The organism is Hahella sp. CR1, assembly GCF_029813005.1.
GTDB lineage: Bacteria > Pseudomonadota > Gammaproteobacteria > Pseudomonadales > Oleiphilaceae > Hahella.
This window is the reverse complement of sequence record NZ_JAPELK010000004.1, coordinates 377,313-403,773: the sequence shown is the minus strand read 5'-3', so window position 1 is coordinate 403,773 and position 26,461 is coordinate 377,313. Positions and strand designations below refer to the sequence as shown.

The 26,461-nt window shown below is 56.2% G+C and carries 21 protein-coding genes and 2 tRNA genes; 10 read left to right on the top strand and 13 right to left on the bottom strand.

Annotation, left to right across the window (positions count from 1 at the left end):
• Both ONV78_RS12420 and ONV78_RS12415 read right to left on the bottom strand, forming a co-directional pair.
• Positions 1 to 492 (bottom strand): PaaI family thioesterase, encoded by a 492-nt coding sequence (locus tag ONV78_RS12420; protein ID WP_279503447.1) that lies wholly within the window; start codon positions 490 to 492, stop codon positions 1 to 3.
• 140 nt (positions 493 to 632) lie between these two features.
• Positions 633 to 1,346, bottom strand: a complete 714-nt coding sequence (locus tag ONV78_RS12415; protein WP_216737263.1) for a DUF599 domain-containing protein — start codon at positions 1,344 to 1,346, stop codon at positions 633 to 635.
• A 139-nt stretch (positions 1,347 to 1,485) separates the two neighbouring features.
• Between ONV78_RS12415 and ONV78_RS12410 the strand changes: the two genes are divergently transcribed.
• Positions 1,486 to 2,976, top strand: a complete 1,491-nt coding sequence (locus ONV78_RS12410) for a M48 family metalloprotease (protein WP_279503444.1) — start codon at positions 1,486 to 1,488, stop codon at positions 2,974 to 2,976.
• Here the strand turns inward: ONV78_RS12410 and ONV78_RS12405 are convergent.
• The 4 genes from ONV78_RS12405 to ONV78_RS12390 are packed head-to-tail and all read right to left on the bottom strand — an operon-like array spanning position 2,973 to position 8,401.
• Positions 2,973 to 3,917 carry an alpha/beta hydrolase gene (locus tag ONV78_RS12405; protein ID WP_279503442.1) on the bottom strand — a complete coding sequence of 315 codons (945 nt, stop codon included), beginning with the start codon at positions 3,915 to 3,917 and terminating at the stop codon, positions 2,973 to 2,975. The two genes, ONV78_RS12410 and ONV78_RS12405, sit on opposite strands and share 4 nt — an antisense overlap.
• Positions 3,914 to 5,194, bottom strand: a complete 1,281-nt coding sequence (locus tag ONV78_RS12400; protein ID WP_279503441.1) for a hypothetical protein — start codon at positions 5,192 to 5,194, stop codon at positions 3,914 to 3,916. The genes ONV78_RS12405 and ONV78_RS12400 overlap by 4 nt, the downstream gene beginning before the upstream one ends.
• 10 nt (positions 5,195 to 5,204) lie before the next feature.
• Positions 5,205 to 7,724 (bottom strand): FtsX-like permease family protein, encoded by a 2,520-nt coding sequence (locus ONV78_RS12395; RefSeq protein WP_279503440.1) that lies wholly within the window; start codon positions 7,722 to 7,724, stop codon positions 5,205 to 5,207.
• Entirely contained in the window at positions 7,724 to 8,401 is a 678-nt protein-coding gene (locus ONV78_RS12390) for an ABC transporter ATP-binding protein (RefSeq protein ID WP_216737267.1), read from the bottom strand. Before ONV78_RS12390 ends, ONV78_RS12395 begins: the two co-directional genes overlap by 1 nt.
• Here ONV78_RS12390 and ONV78_RS12385 point away from each other — a divergent pair.
• The 3 genes from ONV78_RS12385 (at position 8,400) to ONV78_RS12375 (ending at position 12,046) form a co-directional block, all read left to right on the top strand.
• Complete coding sequence (locus ONV78_RS12385; RefSeq protein ID WP_279503437.1) at positions 8,400 to 9,074, top strand: arylesterase; 675 nt, start codon at positions 8,400 to 8,402, stop codon at positions 9,072 to 9,074. The genes ONV78_RS12390 and ONV78_RS12385 overlap by 2 nt on opposite strands.
• Before the next feature lie 75 nt (positions 9,075 to 9,149).
• The gene (locus ONV78_RS12380) at positions 9,150 to 10,073 is read left to right on the top strand and encodes a hypothetical protein (protein WP_279503435.1); all 924 of its coding nucleotides are present in this window, start codon (positions 9,150 to 9,152) and stop codon (positions 10,071 to 10,073) included.
• A 23-nt stretch (positions 10,074 to 10,096) separates the two neighbouring features.
• Positions 10,097 to 12,046, top strand: coding sequence for a methyl-accepting chemotaxis protein (locus ONV78_RS12375; protein WP_279503433.1), 1,950 nt, complete (start codon positions 10,097 to 10,099; stop codon positions 12,044 to 12,046).
• A 31-nt stretch (positions 12,047 to 12,077) separates the two neighbouring features.
• Here ONV78_RS12375 and ONV78_RS12370 read toward each other — a convergent pair whose 3' ends face one another.
• Positions 12,078 to 13,001, bottom strand: a complete 924-nt coding sequence (locus tag ONV78_RS12370) for a universal stress protein (protein WP_279503431.1) — start codon at positions 12,999 to 13,001, stop codon at positions 12,078 to 12,080.
• Positions 13,002 to 13,111: 110 nt separating this feature from the next.
• Here ONV78_RS12370 and ONV78_RS12365 point away from each other — a divergent pair.
• A tRNA-Asn gene (locus tag ONV78_RS12365) sits at positions 13,112 to 13,187 on the top strand.
• Positions 13,188 to 13,212: 25 nt separating this feature from the next.
• Positions 13,213 to 13,289: transfer RNA gene (locus ONV78_RS12360), tRNA-Pro, on the top strand.
• Positions 13,290 to 13,488: 199 nt separating this feature from the next.
• Here the strand turns inward: ONV78_RS12360 and ONV78_RS12355 are convergent.
• Both ONV78_RS12355 and ONV78_RS12350 read right to left on the bottom strand, forming a co-directional pair.
• Positions 13,489 to 14,793 carry a M18 family aminopeptidase gene (locus ONV78_RS12355; protein WP_279503429.1) on the bottom strand — a complete coding sequence of 435 codons (1,305 nt, stop codon included), beginning with the start codon at positions 14,791 to 14,793 and terminating at the stop codon, positions 13,489 to 13,491.
• A gap of 82 nt (positions 14,794 to 14,875) precedes the next feature.
• Entirely contained in the window at positions 14,876 to 19,015 is a 4,140-nt protein-coding gene (locus ONV78_RS12350; RefSeq protein ID WP_279503427.1) for a hypothetical protein, read from the bottom strand.
• 183 nt (positions 19,016 to 19,198) lie between these two features.
• Between ONV78_RS12350 and ONV78_RS12345 the strand changes: the two genes are divergently transcribed.
• Positions 19,199 to 19,693, top strand: a complete 495-nt coding sequence (locus ONV78_RS12345) for a hypothetical protein (RefSeq protein ID WP_279503425.1) — start codon at positions 19,199 to 19,201, stop codon at positions 19,691 to 19,693.
• Between the two features lie 23 nt (positions 19,694 to 19,716).
• Here ONV78_RS12345 and ONV78_RS12340 read toward each other — a convergent pair whose 3' ends face one another.
• On the bottom strand, positions 19,717 to 20,256 hold the full coding sequence (locus ONV78_RS12340) for a hypothetical protein (RefSeq protein WP_216737274.1): 540 nt from the start codon (positions 20,254 to 20,256) through the stop codon (positions 19,717 to 19,719).
• A 206-nt stretch (positions 20,257 to 20,462) separates the two neighbouring features.
• On the opposite strand from ONV78_RS12340, the gene ONV78_RS12335 reads away from it, so the two are divergent.
• On the top strand, positions 20,463 to 21,032 hold the full coding sequence (locus ONV78_RS12335) for a hypothetical protein (RefSeq protein ID WP_216737275.1): 570 nt from the start codon (positions 20,463 to 20,465) through the stop codon (positions 21,030 to 21,032).
• A 142-nt stretch (positions 21,033 to 21,174) separates the two neighbouring features.
• On the top strand, positions 21,175 to 21,765 hold the full coding sequence (locus ONV78_RS12330) for a porin family protein (protein ID WP_279503422.1): 591 nt from the start codon (positions 21,175 to 21,177) through the stop codon (positions 21,763 to 21,765).
• A 23-nt stretch (positions 21,766 to 21,788) separates the two neighbouring features.
• Here the strand turns inward: ONV78_RS12330 and rlmKL are convergent, their stop codons facing one another.
• Positions 21,789 to 23,942 (bottom strand): bifunctional 23S rRNA (guanine(2069)-N(7))-methyltransferase RlmK/23S rRNA (guanine(2445)-N(2))-methyltransferase RlmL, encoded by a 2,154-nt coding sequence (rlmKL, locus tag ONV78_RS12325; RefSeq protein WP_279503420.1) that lies wholly within the window; start codon positions 23,940 to 23,942, stop codon positions 21,789 to 21,791.
• Between the two features lie 296 nt (positions 23,943 to 24,238).
• Here rlmKL and rmf point away from each other — a divergent pair, with 296 nt between their 5' ends.
• Positions 24,239 to 24,448, top strand: coding sequence for a ribosome modulation factor (gene rmf / locus ONV78_RS12320; protein WP_216737278.1), 210 nt, complete (start codon positions 24,239 to 24,241; stop codon positions 24,446 to 24,448).
• Positions 24,449 to 24,528: 80 nt separating this feature from the next.
• Here the strand turns inward: rmf and ONV78_RS12315 are convergent, their stop codons facing one another.
• Both ONV78_RS12315 and ONV78_RS12310 read right to left on the bottom strand, forming a co-directional pair.
• Positions 24,529 to 25,554, bottom strand: a complete 1,026-nt coding sequence (locus ONV78_RS12315) for a quinone-dependent dihydroorotate dehydrogenase (RefSeq protein ID WP_279503417.1) — start codon at positions 25,552 to 25,554, stop codon at positions 24,529 to 24,531.
• A gap of 619 nt (positions 25,555 to 26,173) precedes the next feature.
• Positions 26,174 to 26,443, bottom strand: coding sequence for a PilZ domain-containing protein (locus ONV78_RS12310; protein WP_127969270.1), 270 nt, complete (start codon positions 26,441 to 26,443; stop codon positions 26,174 to 26,176).
• Positions 26,444 to 26,461 lie beyond the last annotated feature (18 nt).

The following is a 26,461-nucleotide window of genomic DNA, read 5'->3' as shown; positions in this document are numbered from 1 at the left end:
TTACTTCCTGCCCTCGATCTTTTCCCAGAACCAATCGGGGGACGCATCACGCCCAATCCGCATGAACGTGGCGACGCAGTTGGCCACTGTCGTATCCGGGCCCCGTTGAAACGCTTCACAGCGAGTGAAGACGATCGTACCGGTCACCCGATAACACCGCGCGCGCGCGTAGACCGTTTTGCCGGGCTGCGCCGGACGCATATAGTCCACCCGCAGATCCAGGGTGGGACATAACTCCAGCTCGGGCAGACAACACAATACGCTGCCGCCGGAAGCGGTATCCATCAACGTTGTGATGGCGCCGCCATGAATGACGCCCGTATCGGTGTCGCCAACGATGTGTTCGCTGTAAGGCAGTTCCAGCTCCAGGCCATCCGCATTGGCGCAAGTCACTTTGATGCCAAGTTCTCGACATTGATTAAGGCTATCCAGAAACCTCGATACCCGGCCGAAACGAATCTCGTCGTTCTCCCAGGGTTCGTACTGCTGCATGTTTCAGTTATCCGTCGCTATATAAATTGAATGAACGTCCTGCGTGGCGGCGACCGATTTCATCAATCTCAATCGCCCTAAACGCAGAAGTGATTCAACCGCGGCGACGTCACATGCAATACATAACTGACGCTCCGCGATTACTCTTTCCCCGCCGCCGCATCCTCAAAGGTTTTACCGGCGCGCAGCGCTTTCAGAGCGCGGGACCGGAACTCCCGTTGAAACAGGATGGCCACCACTGCGCTGGTTATCGCCATGAACAATATCGGATGGATAAACCAGGTCAGTACGGCGAGTCCGTAATAGTATGAACGCAAACCCAGGTTAAAAGAATCCCCGGCCAGATTCGCCACCCGTGCGGCGGACTGGGCCAGCGCCTCGCGCGCGCCGGAGCTGACTTTGTCCTCATAGGTCAACGGCGCGCTGCTGATCAGCACGCCACAGAAGTTGTATTGGCGCATTGACCAGGTGAATTTGAAAAAGGAATACACGAACACTGCGCACAACACCACCAGCTTGAGTTCCCACATGAACTTGCCGGTCTGGGCGATATAGGGTAGATCACTAAAGACGGACATGGCTTTGTCCGTATACCCTATAGCAGTGATCAAACCCGCAAGGATCAACAAGCTGCTGGATGCGAAGAAAGCGCCGTTGCGCTCCAGGCTGCCCACTACGGAGGCGTCGGCGATGCGAGCGTCCCGCATCAGCGTACGACGCATCCAGTCGGCGCGATACAGGTCCAACGTATTGGACAAGCAGGGCCGGGTTTTAGCGCGGTGCTCCGAATAATAGGTGTAACCGACGCAATTCAATAAGAACCAGACGAGAGCAAAATAATCCAGTAGATTCATAACACCTTAATCGTTAGATACTTTGATATTATTTTTGACCATTTTTTGTAGAAATTCATTTAGACGCTTGGAGAAGATAATGCTACGCCTCTTTACATGTAGCCTGTGCCTAATCCTGATCTTGCTGCAAGGATGCAGCGTGAACCCGGTCACCGGCAAGCGCGAGATCATGATCATCAGCGAGCAGCAGGAGATGAGCCTGGGACAGGAACAGTACCAACCCGCACAACAATCCCAGGGCGGACTGTATTATCTTGATCCGGAGCTGACCTTCTATGTGCGCCAGGTGGGGGAAAAACTCGCCAAAGTCAGCGACCGCCCTGACCTGCCCTACGAATTCGTGGTGTTGAATAACTCTGTTCCCAACGCCTGGGCGCTGCCTTCCGGCAAGATCGCCATCAACCGGGGCCTGTTGGCGAAGCTGGATGACGAGGCGCAACTGGCCGCCGTGCTCGGCCACGAAATCGTTCACGCCGCCGCCCGTCACAGCGCCAAGCGCATGCAGTCGAATTTACTCATCTCAGCCGGCGTGGCCGGCCTGGGACTGGCGCTGGACAATCAGGACTATCGAGACATATTAGTAGGCGGAGCCGCCATGGGCGCCACGATGGCGGTGGCGAAATATGGTCGCGATCATGAGTTGGAGTCCGACCACTACGGCATGCAATACATGGCCGCCGCCGGTTACGACACCCAGGCGGCAGTGGAACTGCAGCAACTATTTGTAAAGCTCGCTGAAGGGCATTCACAGAACTGGCTGGAAGGCTTGTTCGCCTCACATCCCCCCTCCCCTGAACGCGTGGAGGAAAATCGACGCACCGCGCTGACGCTACCCAAATCCAGCTATCGCGGCAAAGACGCCTTCATGAAAGCGACGGCGCGCCTGCGCAAAACGGTTCCCGCCTATGACGCCTACGACGAGGGGGTCCAGGCCCTGAAAGCGGGCGACGCCGACAAAGCGCTGCAACGGGCCAATCAGGCCATCAAGCTGGAGCCGGAGGAAGCGATGTTTTACTCCCTGCGCGGCGACATCTATAAAAAGCAGAATAAAGAGTCCGCCGCTTTGAAAGAGTATGACAAGGCCGTGTCGCTGAACCCGGATTACTTCGCTCACACGCTCAAGCGCGGCCTGGCTTATAAAGAGATGGGAGATGGCGCCAGAGCCGCCCAGGATCTGCGCCGCGCCAACGAGTTACTGCCGACTTCAGTAGCCAACCTGGCGCTGGGCGATATTGAAGCGCAAAGCAATAACTCCGCCGCCGCCATCAGCCATTACAGCGCAGCGGCGGAGGCGTCAGGGGCTTACGGCCAGGAAGCGCGCCAGAAGCTATCGCGTCTGGATTTACCGAAGAATCCTGAGCGTTATCTGCAACTGCAGACACTGAAAGATAAGCAGGGGCGCGCCTTCATTACCTATAGCAATCAAAGTGCGCTGGAAGTGAACAATATTGTAGTCGAAGTGGCCTTGATAAACGCCAGCGGCTGGGTCATGAAGCAGGATACTCTTGCCCTGGGACCCGCCAGTCCCGGCCAACAGGCAAAGCCAGTATTCAGCGCCATTGCGACTGAGGCGGCGCAGCGCAAGGATTTATCGCTGCTCACCCGCCTGCATAGCTACCGTTTACGCTAACCCTCAGCGGACGCCGCCAAAGCCAGGATATGTGCTAAGGCGGCGTCTGGATCTTCCTGCATAAAGCAATGTCCGCCCGGAAGCGACTGCAATCGCACCCGACGATTCACTGACGCCGCCCGCAGCGCGGATTTCACGACAAACGGATAAGAACTCTCTCCATAAATAATCGCCATGGGTTGGCGCGCAAGTTTGATCGAAGGCCACAACCTATCCGGGAAGGTCGCGAACACCGCCGCTTCCAGACGTGGTGGACACTTCAAGGTCAATCCCTTATCAGTTTCCTGCAGCGCATGTTGGATATAAGCCTCCAATGCGTCGGCGCGCCACCCTTTGAGCATGCCGCGCCCCTCAAAATACTCACGCGCAGCCGCTCTGTCGTCCCAGCCGTCACGTCGATTTTCCGCCCGCGCTGCCAAGGGGTTGGGCGCGCGTAATCGCAGCCAGCGATAAGCGGTCAGCGCTCGCAACATGGTTGGAGTGAAATAAACCGGGTCCAGCGCCACCACCTGATCAAACGCATCCTGGTGCGCCGCGGCGATCAGCGTCGTCAACACGCCGCCGAAACTGTGTCCCATGCCTAGCGCCGGAACCGCGCCATAATCCGCACGAAAATGCCGCCAGGCGGCGTAAGCGGTTTCCGCCGTTGCATTCCAGCCGCGAAACGCCCCGCCGGCGTCGCTGTCGCCATGTCCCTGCGCGTCGCTGAGAAACAAGTCGTAATGCTCGGCGAGCAGGCGCAACAAAGGCTCATAGGTTAATCCACAGAAACCGTTGCCATGCATAAAGTGCAGTATTGGTTTGCCTGAGGGGCGACTGCGCCAGCCTCGAATCGTCATTCCCGGCTCCGCGGCATACTCCCAGGGAGTCAACGTCATTAGTAGAGACTCCGGCGCCGCCATGTGCACATCGGCCATACCAGAGAGTGAGGCTTGGCTCATACTTCGTCCTTATCCTCTATTTCATTCATCAAAGCGCGTACTTGCTCGTCGCGATCACAGTAGATACTGGGGTACAGGTTGTCCCGCCACCAGTGTATCCATTTCAACGTTTGAAATCCGTCGAACCAGCAGTGAAAGTGGCGACGGAAGGCTTGCTCAGTGGAGGATTGCGCAGCAAAACGACGCACCGCTCCGGCGACCGCGAACGCCTCCAGAGCCTGGTTGGCTAAATCCTCGCGCCCAGTGTAAGCGTTTAGCGCCCCGGCAAGCTCCGATATCGCCGCTTCCGACTGCTCCCGCAAACGCCACAGCATCGCCACGGATTGCAGAAGTATGCGCAAACAGGGGTAAGTCGCCGGGTGATAGAAGGCCATCGTCCCCTCGCCTTCCAGCGCCGTTTGTAATGCTGGTCCGGTTCCAAAAGGAACCCGGCTACTCAGCCGCCCGCTTAAAACAATTGCTTCGCCCGTCGGCTGCAACACCGTACCCAACTTGGCGAGCTTGTTAAGCAGGTAAAAGTCTTCTCCCGCCGCACGCAGAGGCATTCCTCGCACCATGGCGTAGGCGTCCGCGCGACAGGCTAATGTGCTGCCGATAGTGTGATACGCATAGGGAGACCCCGCCGCCCGCAAGCCCACCACGTAACTGCGCAACTTGTTTTCATAAATTCGCATCAGGCGTCGCTGTCTGTCGTCGCCTTCGCCACGATGGCGAAACGGGTAAACCAGCGCCACGCCGCCATCAGCTTGGGCAGCCTGTTCGAGATAATCCGCAGGAAGCTCCGCGTCAGCGTCGGTGAAGTGAATCCAGGTAGTTTGCAGATGGCCGCCCGCGATCAAAGCCAAAGCTATGTCGCCGCCTATTTTGCGGGCCAGCCCCACCCCCAGCTCTTTGGGAATCAGAGTTTCCTCGCCGCACCGATCCACCAGCAGAATAGCTGAGCCATCGATCTCCAGCAGCGCCAGATTGGCGTGGCGCCACACGATGCGGCCTTCGCTTCGCGCGCGCCGCAAACATGCTCTGGTCGTCGCCAATGCGTCCGCGTCCGCCGCCACCGGCGCGTTGATCACCCAGATTTGCAAGCAATCGCCGTGGGATAAAGCTGCGGCGACGCGCTTAAGCCCCTCATAATCCTCCGCAAACGCCGGGATGATTATCACGCCGCGCCACCGCCCTTCTATTCTCGCAAGCGCATGGCTTTCCGCTTCCGCGTACTCACGCAGATACTTGGCCATCGCCTTACCGGGCTTGTACGCCTGTGCACTCGCCTCCGCCATTTACGCCAGCCTACTCCACAAAGCCGGATTGCAACGTCGCGTGAGGCGGCGCCAGCAGAGCGCCCCTTAGACGCCAGTAGGCGTACGCCGCCGTCGCGGCAGCGCTGATTAACGGCGCCAGCAACCACAATTCCCAGTGCAGGCTAAAAGGCAGTTCAAACAGGCGATATTGCAGAAATCCCGCCACGCTCTCAGCCACGATAACGCCCATGACGCCAGCAAAGGCGCCAATCAGGCTGAACTCTCCTACGGTCGCGCCAATCACGACGCGCCGGTGGGCGCCCAGCGCGCGAAACAGCGCAGTCTCCGCGCGTCGTGAAGGCGCTTCGCGCGCCAGCAACGACGCCACCACCAGTAGCGCCGCCGCGAAAATCAGCGCCAGCAACGCTTCGATCGCCAGCGACACCTGCGCGATGACTTCCCGCACTTTCACCACGAATTGATCCAATTCCAGCACCGACACGGTGGGAAACTGGCGATTAACCTGATTCACCATCTCGGTTTTATTATCACTCAAGTAAGCGCTGGTCAGATAAGTGGCGGCGAAGCCATCCAGCGCGCCGGGCGCAAAAGCCATATAAAAGTTCGGCTTAAGGCTGTCCCACTGCACGCTGCGGATGCTCTGTACTTTCGATTCCAACGCGGCGCCGCCAATCTGAAAGGTCAGAGAGTCCCCCAACTTCACGTCGAGTCGCTGCGCCAACTGGCTTTCAATGGACACGCCGGGAACGCCGCCTTGCGCGCTTGACGCCCCATCCCACCAAGTACCGCTCAGGATTCGATTGTCTTCCGGCAGATCCGCCATCCAGGTTAGATTGAGCTCCCGATTCAAGGCGCCGACTTCCCGCTCCTTGCTGACCACCGTCCGCACGAGCTCGCCGTTGATGTGAGTCAGACGGCCGCGCACCATGGGATACAACGGCGCCGCAGCGATATGATTCTGCTCAAACATAGTTCGCATCGGCTCCACTTCATAAGGAGCGATGTTGATAAAGAAGTGATTAGGCGCATTTTCCGGAATTTGCGCCCGCCAGTTGTCCACCAACTCCGTTCGCACCAGAAACAGGGTCAGCAGCAAAGCCCAAGCGCTACCCAGCGCCAATACGTGCGGCACCGTCGACCAGGGGCGACGCTTCAACTGATCGGCGCCGGCCCGCAGAGCGCCTGGAGTGACCGTGCGGCGCGGCGGACGCAGCTTCACCCACATCTTCATGAGCCAGGCCGCCACGGCGATCATCACCGCCAACCCGATCAACACAGCAGCAACGATAGTTAATTCGCCGCTGTAGACCATCAACAACGCCGCAAAGCCGATCAGAGCGGATAGCATGCGCGACTTGGAGAACCCGAGCATGCGCTGAAAGTCCGCATTGGCCGCCGCCTGCCGCAGGATAAACATGGGGGGCTGTTTGGCCAGAGCCCGAAACACCGGCCAGGCGAACGCCGCCAGCACAATCGCCAGTGTCAGCAACGGCAACCAGATCCAGTTCAGAGGCAGGGATGTGTGCAGCGGCGGCAGCATGTCGCCCATGGCCCATACCGCCCATTGTTCAAACAGTAATCCGCATCCCAGACCCAATATCGACGCGGTGACGGCGGAAATTAACAACAGTGACGCAAAACGCATGCGTAGCTGACCGCTGCGGCACCCCAGGGTTTTCAGCAGAGCTACCGTATCCTTCTGTTGTTGAGCGTAGTACTGCGCAGTGACAGTGAGCGCCACCGCCGCCAGCAGTACGCCCAGTACACCGCCTAATAACAGATAACGCTCAGCCCGCTCTATCGCCCGCGACACCGCTGGACGACCGTCTTTCGCTGAGACAATACGCTCTGAGGCGGTCAGTGATGACGCGATATCCGCATTGAACTGCTCCAGTCGCGCTTCGTCGCCGGCCAGCAATAGGCGATATTTCAATCGGCTTCCAGGCTGCGCCACCGCCGTGGCGGCGACATCCTCGTAGTTCATCAAAACGCGGGGGGCGACATTCATGAAGGAAAAAGAAGGGTCAGGCTCTTTCGTCAGTAACCCGGTCACTTTTAACTGCTTACGCCCAACGCCGACGGCGTCCCCCAACTGCACGCCCAGCAGGGAGAACAGTCTTGGCGCCAGCCAGACTTCGCCTTGCGCCGGCCCCTGCTTCACAACCTGCGATGGCGCGCCAGCCGTAGTCACCACACCCACTTCGCCTTTCAGCGGATACCCTGCGTCCACCGCTTTGACTGCGACCAGTTGAAACTGGTCGCCGCTGTTCAGCATGGTGGAGAATTCCAGCGTAAACGCCGTATCCAAGCCCAATTGCTGCGCCTCTTTCACCCAGGCGTCAGAAAGATTACCGGAGCTTTCGATCACCTGATCGCCGCCGAGGAAGCGGGAAGCGCCGTCATCAAAAACGGCTTTCAGACGCCCGGTAAAAGCGGTGATCGACGCCACCGTCAGCACGGCGACAAACAGCGCAAGCCACAACAAACGGAATGAAGGCTGTCGCCACTCTCTCAGCCAGAGTTGCAGCGATCGCGTAGAAGCTGTCATTACGCGGCCTCCAGAACGCCTTGATCCAGGGCGAGAGAACGCCCGCAGCGGCCCGCCAGTTCGCGGTCATGAGTGACCAGAATCAACGTCGTCGAATGCTGCCTGTTCAGGTCGAACAGCAAATCCATGATGTGCTGTCCGGTTTCCAGGTCCAGATTTCCAGTGGGTTCATCCGCAAACAGAATATCCGGCTCTGTGGCGAAAGCCCTCGCCACTGCAACCCGCTGTTGCTCGCCGCCGGACAATTGACGCGGATAATGCCCCTCCCGCTCCAGCAGTCCAACCCGATCCAGCCACTGGCGCGCCCGCTCACGGCTGTCCGCCGCGCCGGCAAGATCCAGCGGCAACATCACGTTCTCCAGTGCAGTCATGGTGGGAATGAGTTGAAAGGATTGAAAAACGAAGCCGACATGCTGAGCGCGAATTGCCGCGCGGCCATCTTCGTCCAGCTGCGCCAGATCCTTGCCCAGCATACGCACCTGACCGGCTGACGGCAGATCAAGGCCCGCCATGATGCTCAGCAGAGTGGTCTTGCCGGAACCAGAGCGTCCGATAATCGCCAACGACTCCCCCACCTTGATTTGCAAATCGACGCCTTTCAATATGTCCAGACGACCGCTACCATTGGAGACACTTTTCGTCAGCGATTTAACCTCAAGCACATCAACCGAAGTCATGCTAGCAACCTCATTCCTCAATCTGTTTCAACATCATGTCATCAAGTCCATCTGGACTTTGTTCGCGCTCTGCTGCCTGATGGTAAGCCCTATCGCACAGGCTGTCACAGATAAATCGCAGCCGGTAAAAATCGTCGTGCTGGGGGACAGTCTCAGCGCCGCTTACGGCATCCCGCTGGAATCCGGCTGGATCACGCTGATGGAAAACGAGCTGCGCGCCACCCACCCCAACCTCACTTTGATCAACGCCAGCATTTCCGGAGAAACCACCGGTGGCGGTCGCGCCCGCCTGTCAGCGTTATTGAAGGATCACAAACCGGATATCGTCCTGCTGGAGCTGGGCGGCAACGACGGGTTGCGCGGCTTTCCCCTCAACATCATTAAAAACAATCTGGCGGCCATGCTGGAAAGCATCGCTGAAGCCGGGGCAAAGGCCATGCTGATCGGCATGCGCATTCCGCCCAACTATGGACCGGCCTATGCTGAAGGATTCCATCAGATCTACCAAGACCTGGCTAGTGAACAAAAAGTCACGTTAGTACCCTTCCTTCTGGATAACGTCGCGCTTGATCCCAGTTTGATGCAATCTGACGGCATTCACCCCAACGCCAAGGGCCAGCCGCAACTGGTGGAAAATGTGTTGCCGCATTTAAATTCTCTGCTAAGTCATTGATCCAAGCGACGCTTATTTGCACTCTTTATAGCTATTGCTAGTCTTAAAGTAAGTCATACTATTGAGGCCGGCTATATGGTGATCCCGCGGATTCGACCGGGATGGTTGTTGTGTCTGCTGGCGGCGTGGGCGTTCAGCGGCCATGTCGGCGCGGCGATAATCAATAACAACAACGTCTTCCAGATCAGCGAACAGATGCAGATCAAGGCCCAGCGCCTGATCGCCGCCCAGAACAAATCTGTTGATGAATCTGACGCACCGGTATTTCAGGACAAGCTGCCCAACCAGGTCTACGCGAAGGCGCTGGACGCCTATGCGCAAATTCGTCAGTTGATGACGTTGAATAACCTGACTCCCATCGAAGATAAGCAACTCCCCTTCCAGATTTTCAGACCTAAAGACGTATACGATCTGTTAGAGCAAGCGGACCAGGGCCTCAACGCCATTCTGGAGGCCAAGTCCATCAGTACGGAAGCAGAGTTCGAACGCCCTTTGGGCAAGTCCGGCGCCGATGTTTATCAAAGTTTGTGGAAGCTCACCAACGTGTTGTCCGTGCTGGCGCCGCCGCCGGACATCGGCGATACGCAAAAACAATTCAAGTTGATCGAAGATGAGCTGAAGCTGCTGGCCCGGGCGCAGAACCTTAAATTTACCGAGCCGCAGAAGAATCAGTACAGCGATAAGAGCGTGCGTGACGTGATGCTTGCGCTGTACCAGGACTACCATCTGCTTGGCAGGCTGCAACGCAATCTGGAGGTGGAGCCCACCAGTCCGGAAGCCATCCCCAGCGGCGCCTTGACCGTGCTGGATGCTTACGACGGCGCGCGCAGCGTGCTGGCGGAGATCCATCGCATGAAAGCCGGCCTCAATATTGAGCAGCGCAGCCCGGCGCCATCAGGAGAAGCCAACGCTTCCCTGAACAGCCTGTATGCGCAAGCGAAAAAAATCCATGATTTGCTGATAAGCCTGCTGAGCGGTATGACTCCGGCTGGCCAATAGCGATGTAACAACTGAGGTGCGGAATGCGTCTGCAGAATCTTCCATTGATGCTGAAGTTGAGCCTGGTTCCAGCGCTGATACTGATCCTGTTGCTGGCCTATGCGCTGATGGTGATCGCATCGCTGCGGGAAATCACCACTCGCGCCAATCACTTCTCCACCGTCATCGAGCCGACAGCGCGCCTGACCAGCGATCTCAGCGCCAATCTGTCCACCCGCGCCAGCCTGCAACAGCAATATCTACGCACGCCGACGGATAAAACACTGGAGGAGTACAATCAGGCCAGCGCGCAGGCGCAAGAATATTTCTCCGACGCCAATTTCACCAAACTGAAAAGCGCTGACGCCCTGCAAACCGCCAGCCTGCGCATCGACGATTTGTTTCGCAGCAACCTGCTGCCGAAAAACCGCGAGCTACGCAGCGGCATCGCCACGGTGCAGGAAACCCTTGTGCCGAAAACCCTGGAGTTATCCAACAATATCAGGGTAACGCTTGACCCCTCCAGCGCCCAGGTGTTGATCCAATGGACCATTCTGGTCAGCAATCACATACAAGCCGCCCTCATCAATCTGAACGCCTTCCTGCGCACCGGTTCCCCTACTGAGACCGACGCCTTCCTGATGGAGATCTACGGGGCGCAAAACGCCGTGATCGACCTGAAGAAACATCTGCGCAAACCGGAACATCAAAAGTGGATAGGAGAGATCGACGGACTGGTGAAAGAATTTGAGAGCAAGGCCAAAACCATCTTCGACGTGGCGCGCAGCCAAAACAGTCTTCTGGATAGCGAGCTGCGTCCTTTGGTCAACGACACCCTCAACATAGTGGCGGAAGAGCAAGCCAGCATCTGGAGCGACTTGCGCAGCGTCAGCGGCTACATCGCGGAATCACTGGATTCCAATATTGTGAAAATGCTGCTGTTTCTGGTGGTGACGCTGGTCATTTCCACGGTGTTGACCGCGCTGGTGTCGCGGCTGATCAGCAAACCCATCAAAGATGTAGTCGCCACCATGGAGGACATCGCCCAGGGCGGCGGCGACCTCACCCGACGCCTGACCTATCTGGGGCAGGACGAGCTTGGCCGGCTTGCCCGGGCTTTCAACCGTTTCGTCGAACTCATTCAGCAGATATGCATCAGCATCAATGACAAGTCTCAGGAGCTGGGGCAGTCCGCGGAATCCTTGCAGGATGTGGCTCATCAGGGCGAAAACTGTCTGGAGCAGCAAAAAGCCGAATTTGTCACTGTCTCCGAATCCACCCAACTGATCTCTCACAGTTTCCGGGACATTGCGCAACAGGCGGGCAAATTGCTGGAAATCGCCCAGTCTATCGCCTCGCAGTCGGACAATGGAAAACGTCTGCTGCAAAACAACACCGACACGCTCTCCCGACTGGCCCAGCAAATGGAGACCTCCTACGCCTCCATGCAACGCCTGGCCAGCAGCAGCCAGAAAGTCTCAGAAGTGCTGCAGGTCATCAACAATATCGCCGAGCAAACCAACCTGCTTGCGCTGAACGCGGCGATCGAAGCCGCCCGCGCCGGCGAGCATGGCCGCGGCTTCGCCGTGGTGGCGGATGAAGTCAGACAGTTGGCGTTACGCACCCGGGACTCCACTGAAGAAATCCGCGAAATCATGGAAGGCCTGCAAAAAGACGCCGAAGAAACGGAAAAGATGATCAATCTGAGCAACAGCATGACGCAGAACAGCGTCTCGCAGATGAGTACATTGGCTGTCACCGTGGATCAAACCAACAGCGGCATTGCAGAGGCCAGCGATCTGATCGACCAGGTAGCCAAAACCACCGAAGAGCAGGCCAAGCACGCGGAAGGCATCGCGCAAAGCATGCATACCTTGGAGACGTTGCTGGATGAAAGCTGGCGGCAGGTGAACACCACCTCATCCAACAGCGAGAATATCAATCAACTGTCATCGCAGTTGCAGGAAAACGTCGGCCGCTTCAAGACCTGTTAGGTGCAGTAGGCTGCGCCGCCAGCGGACGCTGCTATTTGATGACGAGAACATCGCACTCCAGATTATCCAGCACGCGCTCCGCAGTGCTGCCGATAAAAATGCGGTCGACGCCGCTGCGGGATACCGCCCCCATGACCACCAGATCATGGCCATGCTGATTGACGCAGGCGGGCAGCACTTTCTCCGGCGAGCCTTCTTCGAAAAACACGTGCGTGCTTGACTCCACATAGCTCTCTAACAGACGATCCAGCGCCTTTTGGTGCTTGGATTTCACTTTCTCGCGATATTCTTCGTAATCGGCGACGATGGCGTCAAACTCCACCAGCATGCCGGTGGGAATCGGCTCATAAGCATGCACGACATTCAACTCCGCAGGCAAGCGGCAGGAAATTTCGTGGGCGATATCCAGGATGCGTGGGTTCAGATTATTGATGGAGCCTTCCGTCTCAATCGGGTCCACCGCCGCCAACACTTGGATATGCCCGTCCCAGCGGTGCTCTTCCCGCACAAACCAGATCGGCGCATCCGCATCCCGCATCAAATGCCAGTCCGTATTGGTGAATAACGCCCGCTGCAGAATCGAGTGATGGTGAGTGGCTTTGATGATCAATTGCGCCTGCGTCTCCCGGCAACGCTCCACCACCGCTTTATAGAGAGGCTTCTCCCAGCGCACATGCTGAGTGACGGCGATACCATGCGCGCGCATCTGCTCCGCAAAAGCCTCCAGCCAGCGTTCACGACTGGCCAGACAACTTTCTTTCGCCGAACTGAGCGCCTTGGCGTCGAAGGGATAGCTGGATTCCAACGCCCGCTGATATTCCGCCACCATCAGCTCCACTTCCGCGCCCAGCGCCTTGGCGAGACGAATCGTACGGGGAATGACTTCCTGCCTTTCCTTGGTCGGGTCCACAACCAGCAATATCTTTTTAATCTCCGCCAGCTTCTTGATTTCCATAGCCTCTCCCCAGCGATTTAAAATTTTTTTCAACTTCCTTCGTTTTTAATAATAGAAAAGGTTGACGAGATAGTCCCATCTCATTATTATTGCGGCCTCGAAAATGACGTTCCCCGATAGCTCAGTTGGTAGAGCAAATGACTGTTAATCATTGGGTCGCTGGTTCGAGTCCAGCTCGGGGAGCCAAACTTTTCGGATCGTCAAGATCATTCGGGGTATAGCGCAGTCTGGTAGCGCGCCTGCTTTGGGAGCAGGATGTCGGGAGTTCGAATCTCTCTACCCCGACCACTTTTTCACTTCCCTTCTTGTTTTTCTTTTTCCAGATTTAGAAATCATATTTAGTCTTTAATCACTCGCTTTTCCATGCGTTTCCGACACAAAAGCTGCGTCGCGCCGTTGTCTTTCTTTACGTAAACCCTCAAGCGCAAACACTTTACACAAGAAAGCCCATCCTTGGACTATCTCGCCTACCCTGGCCTTGATTACGTCATGCTTGTGGAATTGTCGACGTATTGAAGAATGATTTGCTGACTTCATATAGCGTCAGCGGATCTGCGCTACCGCAGGTTTCCCTGATGGAATGCATCGCAAATTGCGGCACGCCGATATCCAGGGTTTTGACGCCCAACTCCGCCGCGGTGAGCGGTCCGATGGTGCTGCCGCACGCCATATCCGTCCGCACCACAAATACCTGATAAGGCAGTTTAAGCTCCTCACTGAGACGACGGTAAAACGAGCTGGTGATGCTGTTGGTGGCGTAACGCTGATTCGAATTCACCTTGATGACCGGCCCACTGTTCAGCAAAGGTCCATGATTTTCATCATGGCGGTCCGCATAATTGGGATGCACGCCGTGAGCGTTGTCAGCGGAAATCATCATGGATCGGCTGATCATCTGACTCAAACGCGCCTCATCTTCCGTAATACGTAGCAGCACTGAGCGCAGGAAAGGCCCTTGCGCGCCTTCTGCAGACACGCTGCCCACTTCTTCATGATCATTGAAGACAAGGAAGCAAGGCTGGCTGGAACCCGCATCCAACAACGCCTGCAGACCAATATAGCAACTCAGTAGGTTATCCAGGCGCGCGGAGCTGAGGAATTCGTTTTGCAGACCGTGAATACTGGCGGGCTGAGTGTCATACAGACACAACTCATAATCCAGCACGCGCTCCGCATCCAATGCAGGATGCTCTTGTTTGATTTGCTCCAGCAACAGGCCACGGAACTCTGGCGGGCTGTCGTCGCGACATTGCATCAATACCACCGGCAGATCTTTCTGGGGATTAATGGAGCGGTTGTTGTTGACCTCCCGATCCAGGTGAATCGCCAGACTGGGGATCATTGCAATCGGGCGCACCCAATTGATCAACGTGCTTTTCACTTCCCCGGCGCCGCTCAGATAGGTCACCCGACCCGCAAGCGATAGCTCGCGGTCAAACCAGGGGTTCAGCAAAACGCCGCCGTACACTTCAACGCCCAGCTGATAATAGCCTTTGCGCAGCAATTCCGGGTTGGGTTTGATTTTCAGGCAGGGACTGTCGGTGTGTGCGCCGAACATTCTGGCCCCGCTAACCTCCAACGGTCCTTGCGCGCCGCTGAATGCGATCAGCGAAGAGCCGTTACGCGTAATAAAGTAACGCTCATTGGCCTGCAGCGACCATTCATATTCTTCGTGCAAACGCTTGAAACCAGCTTTTTCCAGCATTTCCACCATATTGGCGACCGCATGAAAAGGGGTCGGCGAGGCGTTTAGAAACGCCAATAATCCTTCATTAAACTCTTCTTTTTTCATACTTCACTCAAGTAACCGCGTTATCCGATTCTATACGGCTGTCGACACTGGGCCGACAGCGACCGTAAGCACTGCACATAGCCTATACGGGAGATTCCGGCTTGGCCAGTTGGTTTTGCGAAGAATTCTCATCTCCCTTCCCCGCATTCGCTTTCTTATCCTTGCGCCCGGGCTTGACCGGCGCCTCCGGCAGACGCTCAGAGAATTTTTCCCAGGCCCAGCGCAGCCAGTTGATCATGGCGAAAGCCAACCATAATGACCAAACCAACATCGCCACCCGATAGAATAAAACAGGAACCGTCCATACTGACGCCGTCGGCAGCTCTCCCGCCGCCGCATCCTGATACCAGCGCAATTGCCCCGCAAAAGATCCGTTGCCGGCGACATAATCCGCAGGTTGCCCGATCAAGCCTTTGGGAATACTGGCGATTACCCACCCCAACACAGCCAGCGTTAGCAGCACCAACAGCGCGCTGTATAATCTACGCCCCCAGCGCGGCAAGGCGTGGACCAGCTCATAACGGTAATTGAACGCGTAAAACCACACCGCCAGCACCAGCAAGCCCTGCACCCATCCCAACGCCGCTCCGGCCGCCAGCACCGCCCAGCGCCCCACGCCCAGTGGATTGCCGCCATGCCAACCCAGCACTGACGCCAACAGCAGCATCACCGCCAGCACACCCCAGAACAATATGGCCGGCCCCATTTGCGGGCCTCCCACCCATAACGGCCACAGGCGATCCGGCAACTGAATTTGAAGTTGAACGTTACTGACAGGAGCCGGCAACTGCAGAGCCGGTGTCTGATAACGCCACTGCGTTCCTTGCGTCTCCTCATGCCAGCGTATGCTCAAGAATTGCTCACCATAACCGAGCACGACATCCACACGATTAGTTTCTTCACTGCGGGCGACATTTCTTCCATCCAGCTCTACCGCATCCAGGACTGCGCCATCCGGCAAATCAAAGCTGTAGCGCTGAGTGCGCGAGGTGCGCAGACGAATATCAGCCGTATATTGCAACTGCTTGCCGCCCACTTTCTGAGTCACATTCAGGCTATCCACCGTCAGCATGCGACCCTCAACGGCTTTATTCGGCGAAACGGACAAGAACAGGGAATCTCCCGGCTGAGGCCGCCATTTTGGCCGCCAATAGCCGGACTGAATAATTTCGTAAGGCGCTGGCCCAGTGTATTCAAGGCTCCACTGCGGCCCTACCAGAATCGACCAGTGCTCACTCCAGGCGCTATTCGTCGGCGCCAGCAACTCGATACGCTGACGGAAGCTCAGGTTGGACACCCACTCCATGCTGTCCTGACGATCATCCAAAGTCACCAACGCCCGCTGATTGCTGACGTCGATATCTCCCGAGGTCACGGACTCCCCCATCAACAGCGGAATGCTGGCCGAAATGGAGCCTCGCAATGGAGCCACTCGCTCCACCCGGGTGCGTACACGCCACTTCAGTCCCAGATCCAGTTCCCGATAGACCTTGACGAAGGCGGGCGCCGGTTCCTGAAACAGAGATTGCCGCGACTCCGAACTTCGCTGGCTGACGCTGGTGCGCTCAAACTTGATATTAGAACTCAGCAGCTCATTGCTACCTGCGCCGGACATCGACCAGTCCGCCACTTTCGCCGAAAATCGATGGGGCCGCAGGGGAAACGCCAACTGAAACTGATCGACCTCGCGAACGCCGCCTTCCAACACCACTTCCTGCACGCCGGCTTCCAGCGGAATACGCCACACGCCATCTTCGCCAGCGCTCCAGCGATCCCAGCGCTTCCCGTTGACAAACACATTCTCAGGCCGCCAGAAACCAGCGCGCGCGGGAATTGGCAACGCAATCGGCTGCAGCGCGCTGACTTCCAGCGACAAGGTCAGACTGTAACCATCCAGAATCAGGTTGGCGGAATTAACATCCACACAACGGGGAGTACAGGGCGGCGGCGCAGTCAAACGCTGCTCCAGAGCCTGCAACATTTCTGGACTGGGATAATCGGTGTCGGCGTGCGCCCGCTCCGCCGGCGCCATCAACGCCAGAGGGGCCAGTAACGCCAGTCCCGCCAGCTTGGTGGTGACGCCGGGTTGCGGCGAATCATCCCCACCCTTGTCGCTGCGCCCGCCACGCCGCCCCACCAGGCAAGCCAACAGCACCACTAACAGCGCAAAATGAACAATACGCGCAAATCCCGTCTGCATGGGGCTCAACACATACAACTTCGCGCTTTCATCCCCGCTAAGCGGCCCTTGCCAGGTAAGATTCACTTTTCGCCAGCTCCAGTCCGGCACTCCTGGCCCCGTGGGCGCGGGAGCCTCCGGCGCCAAGTCCTCAGGCTGCTTTTCCCTCAAAGACATAGGCGCGCTCATCAGCGCTGGGGGCGCAGGCTCCATCGACTCCTGCAGCATATAATCAGCCTGCACATCCTCTTCCACCGCCATCTCGCGCCTCATCGCAGCATTGTCCGCAAAGTAAACCACACCGGAATCACGCTCCAATTGCGGATATATCGCCATACGCACCTGGGCCACACCATAGTTCAGCAGCATACCCGCCAGAATCAGCAACGCTCCCCAACGCCAGCCGGTCACCAGTTTCAGCATCCAGCCGGGGCGAACCACGCGCAGTAGCGCATTGGGGATAATCAACAGTAACCACACCGCCACTGGCGCATAGATTTCGTGATAGGCGAACCCCAGCGCCACCACCGTCACGCCGCCCCACACGATACCCTCCAAACGCGCCACCGCCGCAGTAATCAAAAGGAGCAAGAACAAATCCCACAAAGACCAGCGATCAAACCAGGTTCCCGCACTGCGGTCCACACCGGAAGCGGCCAAGGGCCACCAGCCCGGCGGAAGATTGACGTCACTGGAAACATTCTCAAGATCAAGACTGCCGCTGTCGTCACGCCAGCCACTGGCGGGAATCACAAACGCGGCGGCCTCACGCTCAACCGGCGAGCTGCTGACCGCCGTCATGTCGAGGTCAGCGCGCCGCACTTCCACGCCTCGACTGGAGTCCTGGCGCGACTGCGTGACTAACTGCGCCTGCCCCGACAGATCCACCTTGCCTAACTCATAAGGCGCGCCTTGCTCCAGACGCCATCCCTGTGACATTTCACCCGTCAGGCGATCACGCCAGATCCAGCGACTTTGATCAAACGCCAGCCACCCCTGGGTGCGCTGCCGAATACGATTTCCCGCCAGAGAAGTCATCCCCCGCTCAATTTCTTTCAAATCCAGGGGCGAACCTTCCGCCACCCGAAACGCTGGCAATGTCCGCCACTCCTCAGGCAACAGCGTCTGCTGCGGATCAACAGCGCGCCCTTCTATCTCCACCCGACGCAACTGCGGCTGCGTCTCCACTACCCACAACTCCGATTCAGGCCAGACGCCCCCGGGCTCCGGCTCCATAGAGAACGCATCCGTACGATTGGTCTGCCGAAAGCGCGCCACCAGCGTCCAGGAGCCTGGGCGCACCTGAATCCGCAGACGACCATCCTTCTCAACGCGCGCGGGCAGGTTGCTGGTCAGAGAAACCTGTTCCCAGCCGGACAAACGAAAGCCGCCCAGGACTTCCTCCCGCTCCCCACCGGAAACGTCGAGCTGCAAACGCGTCTCCAGCAGTTTTGGCTCGTCATCGATCAGCTTGCGAAACACATTGATTTTCAATGAATCCGGCTGCAGATTCGCCTGTAGCTGGTCACGCACCAGCCAGAGCGCGGAACCGCTATCCACGTATGCGCGACCTTCCAGCGCCGCCACGGCGCTCAGCTTGGTCATGGCGAATGCTTTAGGCAGTGGAACGCTTTGCGGCAATTGCTCCCAGCTGATGCGCCCCTGAACCCGGTAACTTCCAGGCTGAAGCCAGATAGAAGGCACGCCGTCCACATTGATGACCGCCACCCGATTACCGGACAGCTTCACTTCATGAGGCCAGAATTGCGCGGAGCCCGGCAACGACAGCCAGCCCTCATACTGACTTTCCGCCTGAAAACGGAAGTCCAGCCGCTTCAGGTCCAGATCCAGCTCCAGCGCGCTGAGCCAAAGGCACACTTTCGCGCCGCTCCCGTCATGGGCTGCGGTGCAGTCTTTATCAAGATGGTCGTGCAACACCCAGCCGGACCAGTCGGCGAGCTGCTGCGGGATATCAGAAGGGGCGGCCTGAGCCGGGAAAATGCAAAAAAGAAAGAGAAAACATGCGACTAGACAGGATTTCATTAATATATCCATAGCTATAAAACGGACAAAATACGACTCAAGTCGCCGGAATCTCTCGACAACCGATTCCAACGCCGTCCTTCGTATTCAGACTCCCGGGCGCCTGCAAAGTCTGTTTGGTGAAATAAGGTTGAGCAAATATAATTGAATGTCAATAACTTGCCGAGCCCAAATAGTCTGATTATGAAAAGCAAACATCTGGAAGACGCCCTGTTCCTGGACATCGAAGCCAGCAGCCCGGACGATGACGCCTACCCTATCTGTATCGCCTGGACCGACCCGGATGGGGCCATCCAAAAGGCGCTGATCATTCCAGAGGACGATTGGGAGGATTGGGACTTCGGTTACCAGCACAGTCACGGCTTATCCCGGGAGCATTTATTTGAACAGGGCGAAACCGGCAAAGACGTCATCCGCGCCCTGTCCAGCGATTTGGCGGAAGCCACCGTTTACGTCGATGGCCTCGATCCTGACTCCCAGTTGCTGGAACGCCTGTACGAAGCCTTCGACGCCGACATGCCTTTTGAACTGGCGCGGATCACGGATTTTCTGCCGGAACTGGACTTCGAGACCTTTCTTGAGCGACGCCAGGAAATACTGCTGGAAAACGGCCTTTCCGGTTTCAATGCGGAGAACAACGTTTTTGTCATGGCTGAACTGACCCGCCGTCTGCGCTGATTACGCCGGGCGGCGCAGCCGCCCTATTCCGCACCAACCCAATAAAAACGCGCCGCCCGCTGGACCTGCTCCGACATAGGCTCATCACAATCCATCTCGCGCTGAAACACCAGCTCCTGCAAATCCATCACCGCCTTGGAGATTTCCTCAGAAGCGGCGCGCATACGCTCCACCAGTTTTTCGCCGACCTCCGCCTCCAGCACCTGCAAACGGCTGCCGAACTCGCTGAAGAAACCGCTGATCACCCACTCGCGCAGGTACAGCGCCTGCTGCAACTGCAGCCAGTGATCCTGCGGCAACTCCAGATCAAATATCAGTTCTTCCACGGTTTTTTCCACACCGCCGCTTTCAATGGTGTACAGCATCCTGCGCAGTTCGCGACTCCATGAATCCCCCAGTCCATGAGGGCTGGCGCCGTACAAGCAGGCCAGCACATGTTCCAGAGCCTGCACTTCAAAAAACGCCTGCCCCAGCGCCTGCATCAACGCCCCATCCTGATGGATAAGCTCCGCCCCCTGCGACTTGGAGACTGCGGAGAGACTGCCGGTAGTTCCCTGACTCATTTCACTTGCACCTTTATTATTGAATTTATTGGTTTGTTCATCGGAAGCCGAAGCTCGCCGGAGGTTAAGTAACAATATATTACCTTGCTGAAAACCTTTGTGGCTTGTTGGTTACTCGCTTCACTGCTAAGTTTTTACTGGACTGCAGATAACTTCCAGTGTCTTCACGCTTTAATCAGACGTATCAGCCAATTAAACGCGCCTACATGGAAATATCGAACAACGTGAACTCAGACCTGATCTGGGACCTGGATTTGCTCGCCGATCGTAGCAAAGCCCAGGAGTTCGTCTTGAAGTTTGAGAACAAACTATGCGTCTTCTCAGGCTCCGTACGGCAAATCTATACCAATTACAGCATGCACTTCCCTGAAGACTATAACCGTAATCTGGTCATATTGCCCGATCCTTACGCCTTTCACGACACGTTCAACCATATTGAAGAAGAGGCCGTCACCCGCACCGGCTTTCACATTATCCCCGGCGAACTGATCAAGCAGAAAGGGATGTTCATGCTGATACAGCCCAAAGACCCGGAAGCGCCAGCGAAGCCCATCGCTATGCGCAAGGCGCTGGAAGTGCTTAATAAAATGCGCACGGAGTCCGACCCTTTCCTGCCTATTCTGGTCAAAGGCGACCTGAAGCCCTTCCAGGACCAGATCCCCTGTCTGCATCTGCATCGCTTGCGCCTGCCGCTAATCCATCGAGCCAGCGAATTCGAAAAAAGCGAGCTGCGCAGGGTCATCCAAACCAAGATGCAGGACATGGGTGAACTCTAAGCCCCTCCCCGTGGGCGAAAAATTGATTTGTGACGCTTTTCCGTGACTGCGCCAACCGCTTACGTCACAATCCCGAGCTATTGCGCCTCCACTCTGGCCGCATGCCGCACCGATAAAAACAACTCATGGAAAGCTAAAAATAATGAAGCGCAGCATTCGTCATCCGCGTTCGATCACAACCGTTCTCACCGTATTGGCGGTTTTGCTGGCCAGCCCCGGCAGCCGTGCAGAGGGAGAAAAAGAAGGCAAATCTTATGTCGGGCTGAGCGCCACCCAGTTCGATTTCAAACGAATCGACGGCAGTAACAGCGCCAGCACAACAGGCGTCACGCTAACCTATGGCTCCTATCTTACTGACTACGTCAAAACCGAGTTTCGCGCCGGCATGGGCCTGGATGAGGAAGAAGCAAAACCGGGGCTGGATATCGGCATGGACTACTTCGCCAGCTGGTATATGGGCGCACAGTATCCAGCTACGGATTATCTGTCCGTCTACGCCTTGTTCGGGTTCACCCATATGAAAGGTAAGGTCTCCAAAGACGACCCGGACTCGTATCAAAATATCCCGGAAGACCTCACCGAAAGCAGCTTCAGCGTCAGCTATGCATTAGGAACGGAAATCAAGGTCACTGGCGACCTTTGGGGTGTCCTGGAGTTCGGCCGCATTCACCGCGATACGGAAACGGCGATCCGCACCATGCAGCTCAGCGCCGGCCTGAAATACGAGTTCTAGGCCCGGCGCCAAGCGTCACAGACTCAAGCGCTATGGCGGATATGCCAACACTGGTGAATCCGTTCGTTGCGCTTAAAGTCTTCAGGAATGCTGGCGGCGGTATGATTTTCCACCACAAAACGCTCTTCAATGCCTGAGTCCAGCTTGAAACGTCGATAGTTGCAGGAAAATATCAATACGCCTCCCGGCGCCAGCAAGCGCATGCAATCTTCAATCAGCCCAGCATGATCCCGCTGAATATCCAGCACATCCTCCATTTTCTTGGAGTTAGAGAAGGTGGGAGGATCAAGGAATATCAGATCGTAAGTGTTGCGCTCAGCTTTCAGCCATTCCAGAACGTTGGCCCGCACAAAACGATGGGGACCGGTCAGTTTATTGAGGTGGAAGTTACGCTCCGCCCAGCCCAGGTAGGTTTGCGACATATCCACACTGGTGGTGGTCGCGGCGCCGCCCGCCGCCGCATGGACAGACGCCGCTCCGGTGTAGCAGAACAGATTCAGAAAGCGCTTACCCGAGCAATGCTTCTGAATCCAATAGCGGGTTGGACGATGATCAAGGAAAAGTCCTGAGTCCAGGTAATCAGACAGATTCACCCAGAACCGGCAACCATGCTCCTCTACCGTACGCTCCTTGCGACTGGAATCCGTTTTCTCATACTGCAGCATGCCTTTTTGCTTTTTACGCTGCTTGAGAAACAGCTGCCCGCCATCAATCCCCAGCACCGCCGGGGTTACTTCCAACACGTCCAGCAGGCGTTGGCGCGCCTTTTCTTCATCCACTGATTTCGGCGGCGCATATTCCTGCACGATGATTCCGCCGTCATACCAGTCGATGGCGACCGCGTACTCCGGCATATCCGCATCATAGATCCGATAAGCGCTAAGCTGCTGCTTCTTCGCCCATTTGCTCCACTTCGCCAGGTTCTTACTCAACCGATTACGGAACATTTGCGCCTGCTCAGAGATCCCCTCTAGAGAAGCGTTCTGCGGCTTGCGCGGCGTTTCTGCTTCAGGCCGGTTCCCGTAAACATCAAACAAATAAAGCGTTGTGGCCAGAGGTCCGTTGTAAAGATGGTATTGTTTGTCCGCTCGCAGCCCGATTTCTTTGGCCAGGTTGACGCTGGAAGTAAAAATACCCGCTTTCCATTCACCGTATGCGGTTTTCAGCCTCCGCCCCAGCGCCCGGTACAGCGAGCGCAGCTCCAACTCCTGCCCCAAACGCTCGCCATAGGGCGGGTTGCACACCAGCAAACGCTGCCCACACCCTTCCGTATCAGGGGTGAAGTCCATGGCGCTGGCCGTTTCCAGCTTCACCCAGCGATCAAGTCCGGCGCGCGACAGATTACGTTTAGCGGTGCGGATAGCAGCGGGGTTCAGGTCGCAGCCGAATATGGCGCCGCGCCAGCGTCGCTTGCCCAGCACCGCTTTCTCCATCGCCTCTTCGTAGACTCCACGCCAGACTTCCGGATCATGCCAGGGCGCTTTTTCAAACAGAAAATGCGGGTTCAGCAGCCCCGGCGCAACATCCATGGCGATCATCGCCGCCTCAACCACCAGGGTGCCGGAACCGCACATGGGATCAACGAAGCATCCATCCTCTCCACACAACTCCGGCCAGCCAGCGCGATAAAGTATGGCCGCCGCCAGATTCTCTTTTAATGGCGCCGCCGCGCCCTCTTGTCGATATCCGCGCTGGTGCAGGCTTCTGCCAGCCAAATCCAGGCCAAGGGTAATGGTCTTCGCCAGATTCAACTGTACGGTCTGTACGCCGGACCGCTTGTCAATAACCGGCAGCTCCAGATCACGGTCGCGAAAATGATCATTAATAGCGTCTTTGACTACCTGCGCGCCAAAGCGCGAGTGTCGGATATCGCCGCTGGAGCCGAACGCCGCGATCCAATAGCTTTCTCCTGGACGCAGGTGCTCGCTCCAATTCACCTCGGAAGCAGCCTGATATAGACCATCCCGGGTAGCAGTGCGGGTGGACTGCAATAATCGCAGCACCCGGTTAGCGAGACGGGAGCCCAGACAAATTCGGTAAACACCGGCAAGATCCGCCTTCGCCTCAACTCCAGCGGGATTGGTTTTAAGCACTTCCGCGCCCAGAGTCTTTAATTCGTCTGCGAGCACATACTCCAGTCCTTTGGGGCAGCTCGCAAACAATGAAAATTCATTCATATTCCTACGCCGTTACAAATCGTTGCATATCAAGGGTTAAAGACGGTTCTAAGGCGATCAAGCGCTTAACCGGATTTAATTCCACAAAACTATAAAAAAACCGTCACATAGATGAAATAATTCGTGTACATCGAAATTAAATTTGGCTTAACTTGAAAGTGTAGCGCTATTACTCTGATATATATCCCTCGTACACGATCAGATGATAAGGAGATGCTTTCTAGTCCAAATTCCGATTCAAAAGTTTATCTGTTTGAATTCCTGTCTAACCCAGAAATTGGTGAGGTCATTAAAGAATGAGAAGACAGAAGCGCGATATGTTCGAAAGAGCGTACCTCAAGGGTTACCGTGCCGGCGTAAGCGGCCGGTCAAAAGATTTATGTCCCGCCGCCAATCCTCACATGCGTCAAGAGTGGATTAACGGCTGGCGCGACGGCCGAGCGGACCATTGGGATGGTTACACCGGCGTCTCAGGGATACACAGAAGCCCTGGCATAGCATCCTGATTCACTTAGACACTCATTCATAAAGGAGGGGTTCACCCAACCCCATTTAGGCCCGCATCGCGGGCCTTTTCATTGAGGGATTAGCCCTCCAGACCGCCAATCGCTTCAGCCGCTTCCCGCACCAGCACCGGTCCTCGATAAATAAGGCCGCTATACACCTGCACCAGTTTGGCGCCAGCACACACTTTTTCCACCGCATCCTGGGCGCTCATCACGCCGCCGGATGCGATGACAGGAATCCGCCCTTCCAGCGCTGCGCACAGCTCTTTCACCACATGAGTGGAACGCTTGGTCAGCGGCGCGCCACTCAGGCCGCCCTGCTCTTTTCCATGAGCCAGACTCTCAACGCCCTCGCGCGATAACGTGGTGTTCGTGGCGATAGCGCCGTCCATGTTGTAGTCCAGCAGAGTGCGCGCAACCATATGCACCTCGTCGTCAGACATGTCTGGCGCAATTTTCACGACAAAAGGCACATAGCGCCCATGCTGCTGGTTCAAACGCTCCTGACAGTCTTTGATATCCTGCAACATGCTGCGCAAAGAGTCGCCAAACTGGAGTGCGCGCAATCCAGGGGTATTAGGCGAAGAGATGTTGATCGTGATATAGGAAGCGTAGGGATACACCTTATTGATGCAGGTGATATAGTCCGAAGCGGCTTCCTCAGCGGGAGTGTCTTTGTTCTTGCCGACGTTAACGCCGATCACCCCATCGTATTTTTTCTTGCGCAAGCGCTCCGCCATGTAATCAACGCCGTAATTGTTGAATCCCATGCGGTTGATAATTGCATTGCGTTCCTCCAGACGGAAGAGCCGCGGCAGCGGATTCCCGTCCTGAGGCTTAGGAGTCACTGTGCCGACTTCGATAAAGCCGAAACCCAGTTTACTCAGGCCATCGATGTAATCGCCGTTTTTATCCAACCCCGCCGCCAGCCCCACCGCGTTGGGGAAGGTAATCCCCATCAACTCGACCGGCCGGGAATACATTTGGGGCATAAACATTCCCAACATGCCGGCGTTATCAGCCATCTTAAGCATTTTCAGGGAAATATTATGGGAGGCTTCCGCCGGAAGGCGAAACAAAAACTGTCGGGCTAACTGATATGACATAAGGCTATTCCACTGCTGTAGAACAGTTTAAAAGAGGGGTGAACTTCAGGCGCGGTATTATAACCAACCAGAATCGCATTAAAAGGTTTATTTCCCATCACCGGCGCGACGCTTATCGACGCCCGCTCCTCACGAAAAGTAACTTCACATTGCGTTTTGCACTATTTTTGACCACCCATAACTACATGTTGGGGATATCTGTGACAGAACTGTAATTTATCCACTAAATCTGTGGATAACTTTGTTAATATCGGTAGGGAAAAATCTCAGACCCCACGAAATTCCAGCCCTCCCAGCGAATTGATCACTTTTTAATCAGTTATTTTTTGCGCTTAAATTTCAACCACTTATTAACCCTAGCTCCCCCAATCCGAGAATAACGTCACTTTTTGCACCGGAATAGGATACTCAAATCCATCGAAATCGCCGCTTAGGTTTGGCGCGATACGCAGGAAAGTTCTCCGGAATTTCCACAGATTTATATGTAAGTCATTCATTTATAGAGCATGACGAGTTATCCACAGTCGTCAGAGCAACAAAAAAGGGAGCTGTCGCTCCCCTTTTTGTCTCAACTGAAAATGTTCAACGTGGGTTTAATCGATGAATGTAATGGCGGACATCAAACAAAGTTCAAGGCCATTTCATTAGCGCCACAGCGCACCACTTTCAACGGGACAGTCGGACTGCGTTCCTGCAATAAGCCAACGACTTTCAGTGAAACCAGATCTCCGACCTCGGCGTTACCGGTAAAGTCACCGGTCACCAATACGCCGCCTTCGGAAAGATCGACTGTTTTCAACTCGTGGAGCCCTGTCACAGGGTGATCAAGCAGAACGCTCATCGACGCGGGTAGTCGTTCAAAACGACGCCTTTCTGTGTGGGAACTCATAGTATGCACCTTTTCCGC

Bases quoted from the DNA above. Each gene is read 5' to 3' on its own strand.
- ONV78_RS12420 (WP_279503447.1), bottom strand. From the start codon at position 492: ATGCAGCAGTACGAACCCTGGGAGAACGACGAGATTCGTTTCGGCCGG.
- ONV78_RS12415 (WP_216737263.1), bottom strand. From the start codon at position 1,346: ATGAATCTACTGGATTATTTTGCTCTCGTCTGGTTCTTATTGAATTGC.
- ONV78_RS12405 (WP_279503442.1), bottom strand. From the start codon at position 3,917: ATGAGCCAAGCCTCACTCTCTGGTATGGCCGATGTGCACATGGCGGCG.
- ONV78_RS12400 (WP_279503441.1), bottom strand. From the start codon at position 5,194: ATGGCGGAGGCGAGTGCACAGGCGTACAAGCCCGGTAAGGCGATGGCC.
- ONV78_RS12395 (WP_279503440.1), bottom strand. From the start codon at position 7,724: ATGACAGCTTCTACGCGATCGCTGCAACTCTGGCTGAGAGAGTGGCGA.
- ONV78_RS12385 (WP_279503437.1), top strand. From the start codon at position 8,400: ATGCTAGCAACCTCATTCCTCAATCTGTTTCAACATCATGTCATCAAG.
- ONV78_RS12390 (WP_216737267.1), bottom strand. From the start codon at position 8,401: ATGACTTCGGTTGATGTGCTTGAGGTTAAATCGCTGACGAAAAGTGTC.
- ONV78_RS12380 (WP_279503435.1), top strand. From the start codon at position 9,150: ATGGTGATCCCGCGGATTCGACCGGGATGGTTGTTGTGTCTGCTGGCG.
- ONV78_RS12375 (WP_279503433.1), top strand. From the start codon at position 10,097: ATGCGTCTGCAGAATCTTCCATTGATGCTGAAGTTGAGCCTGGTTCCA.
- ONV78_RS12370 (WP_279503431.1), bottom strand. From the start codon at position 13,001: ATGGAAATCAAGAAGCTGGCGGAGATTAAAAAGATATTGCTGGTTGTG.
- ONV78_RS12355 (WP_279503429.1), bottom strand. From the start codon at position 14,793: ATGAAAAAAGAAGAGTTTAATGAAGGATTATTGGCGTTTCTAAACGCC.
- ONV78_RS12350 (WP_279503427.1), bottom strand. From the start codon at position 19,015: ATGAAATCCTGTCTAGTCGCATGTTTTCTCTTTCTTTTTTGCATTTTC.
- ONV78_RS12345 (WP_279503425.1), top strand. From the start codon at position 19,199: ATGAAAAGCAAACATCTGGAAGACGCCCTGTTCCTGGACATCGAAGCC.
- ONV78_RS12340 (WP_216737274.1), bottom strand. From the start codon at position 20,256: ATGAGTCAGGGAACTACCGGCAGTCTCTCCGCAGTCTCCAAGTCGCAG.
- ONV78_RS12335 (WP_216737275.1), top strand. From the start codon at position 20,463: ATGGAAATATCGAACAACGTGAACTCAGACCTGATCTGGGACCTGGAT.
- ONV78_RS12330 (WP_279503422.1), top strand. From the start codon at position 21,175: ATGAAGCGCAGCATTCGTCATCCGCGTTCGATCACAACCGTTCTCACC.
- rlmKL (WP_279503420.1), bottom strand. From the start codon at position 23,942: ATGAATGAATTTTCATTGTTTGCGAGCTGCCCCAAAGGACTGGAGTAT.
- rmf (WP_216737278.1), top strand. From the start codon at position 24,239: ATGAGAAGACAGAAGCGCGATATGTTCGAAAGAGCGTACCTCAAGGGT.
- ONV78_RS12315 (WP_279503417.1), bottom strand. From the start codon at position 25,554: ATGTCATATCAGTTAGCCCGACAGTTTTTGTTTCGCCTTCCGGCGGAA.
- ONV78_RS12310 (WP_127969270.1), bottom strand. From the start codon at position 26,443: ATGAGTTCCCACACAGAAAGGCGTCGTTTTGAACGACTACCCGCGTCG.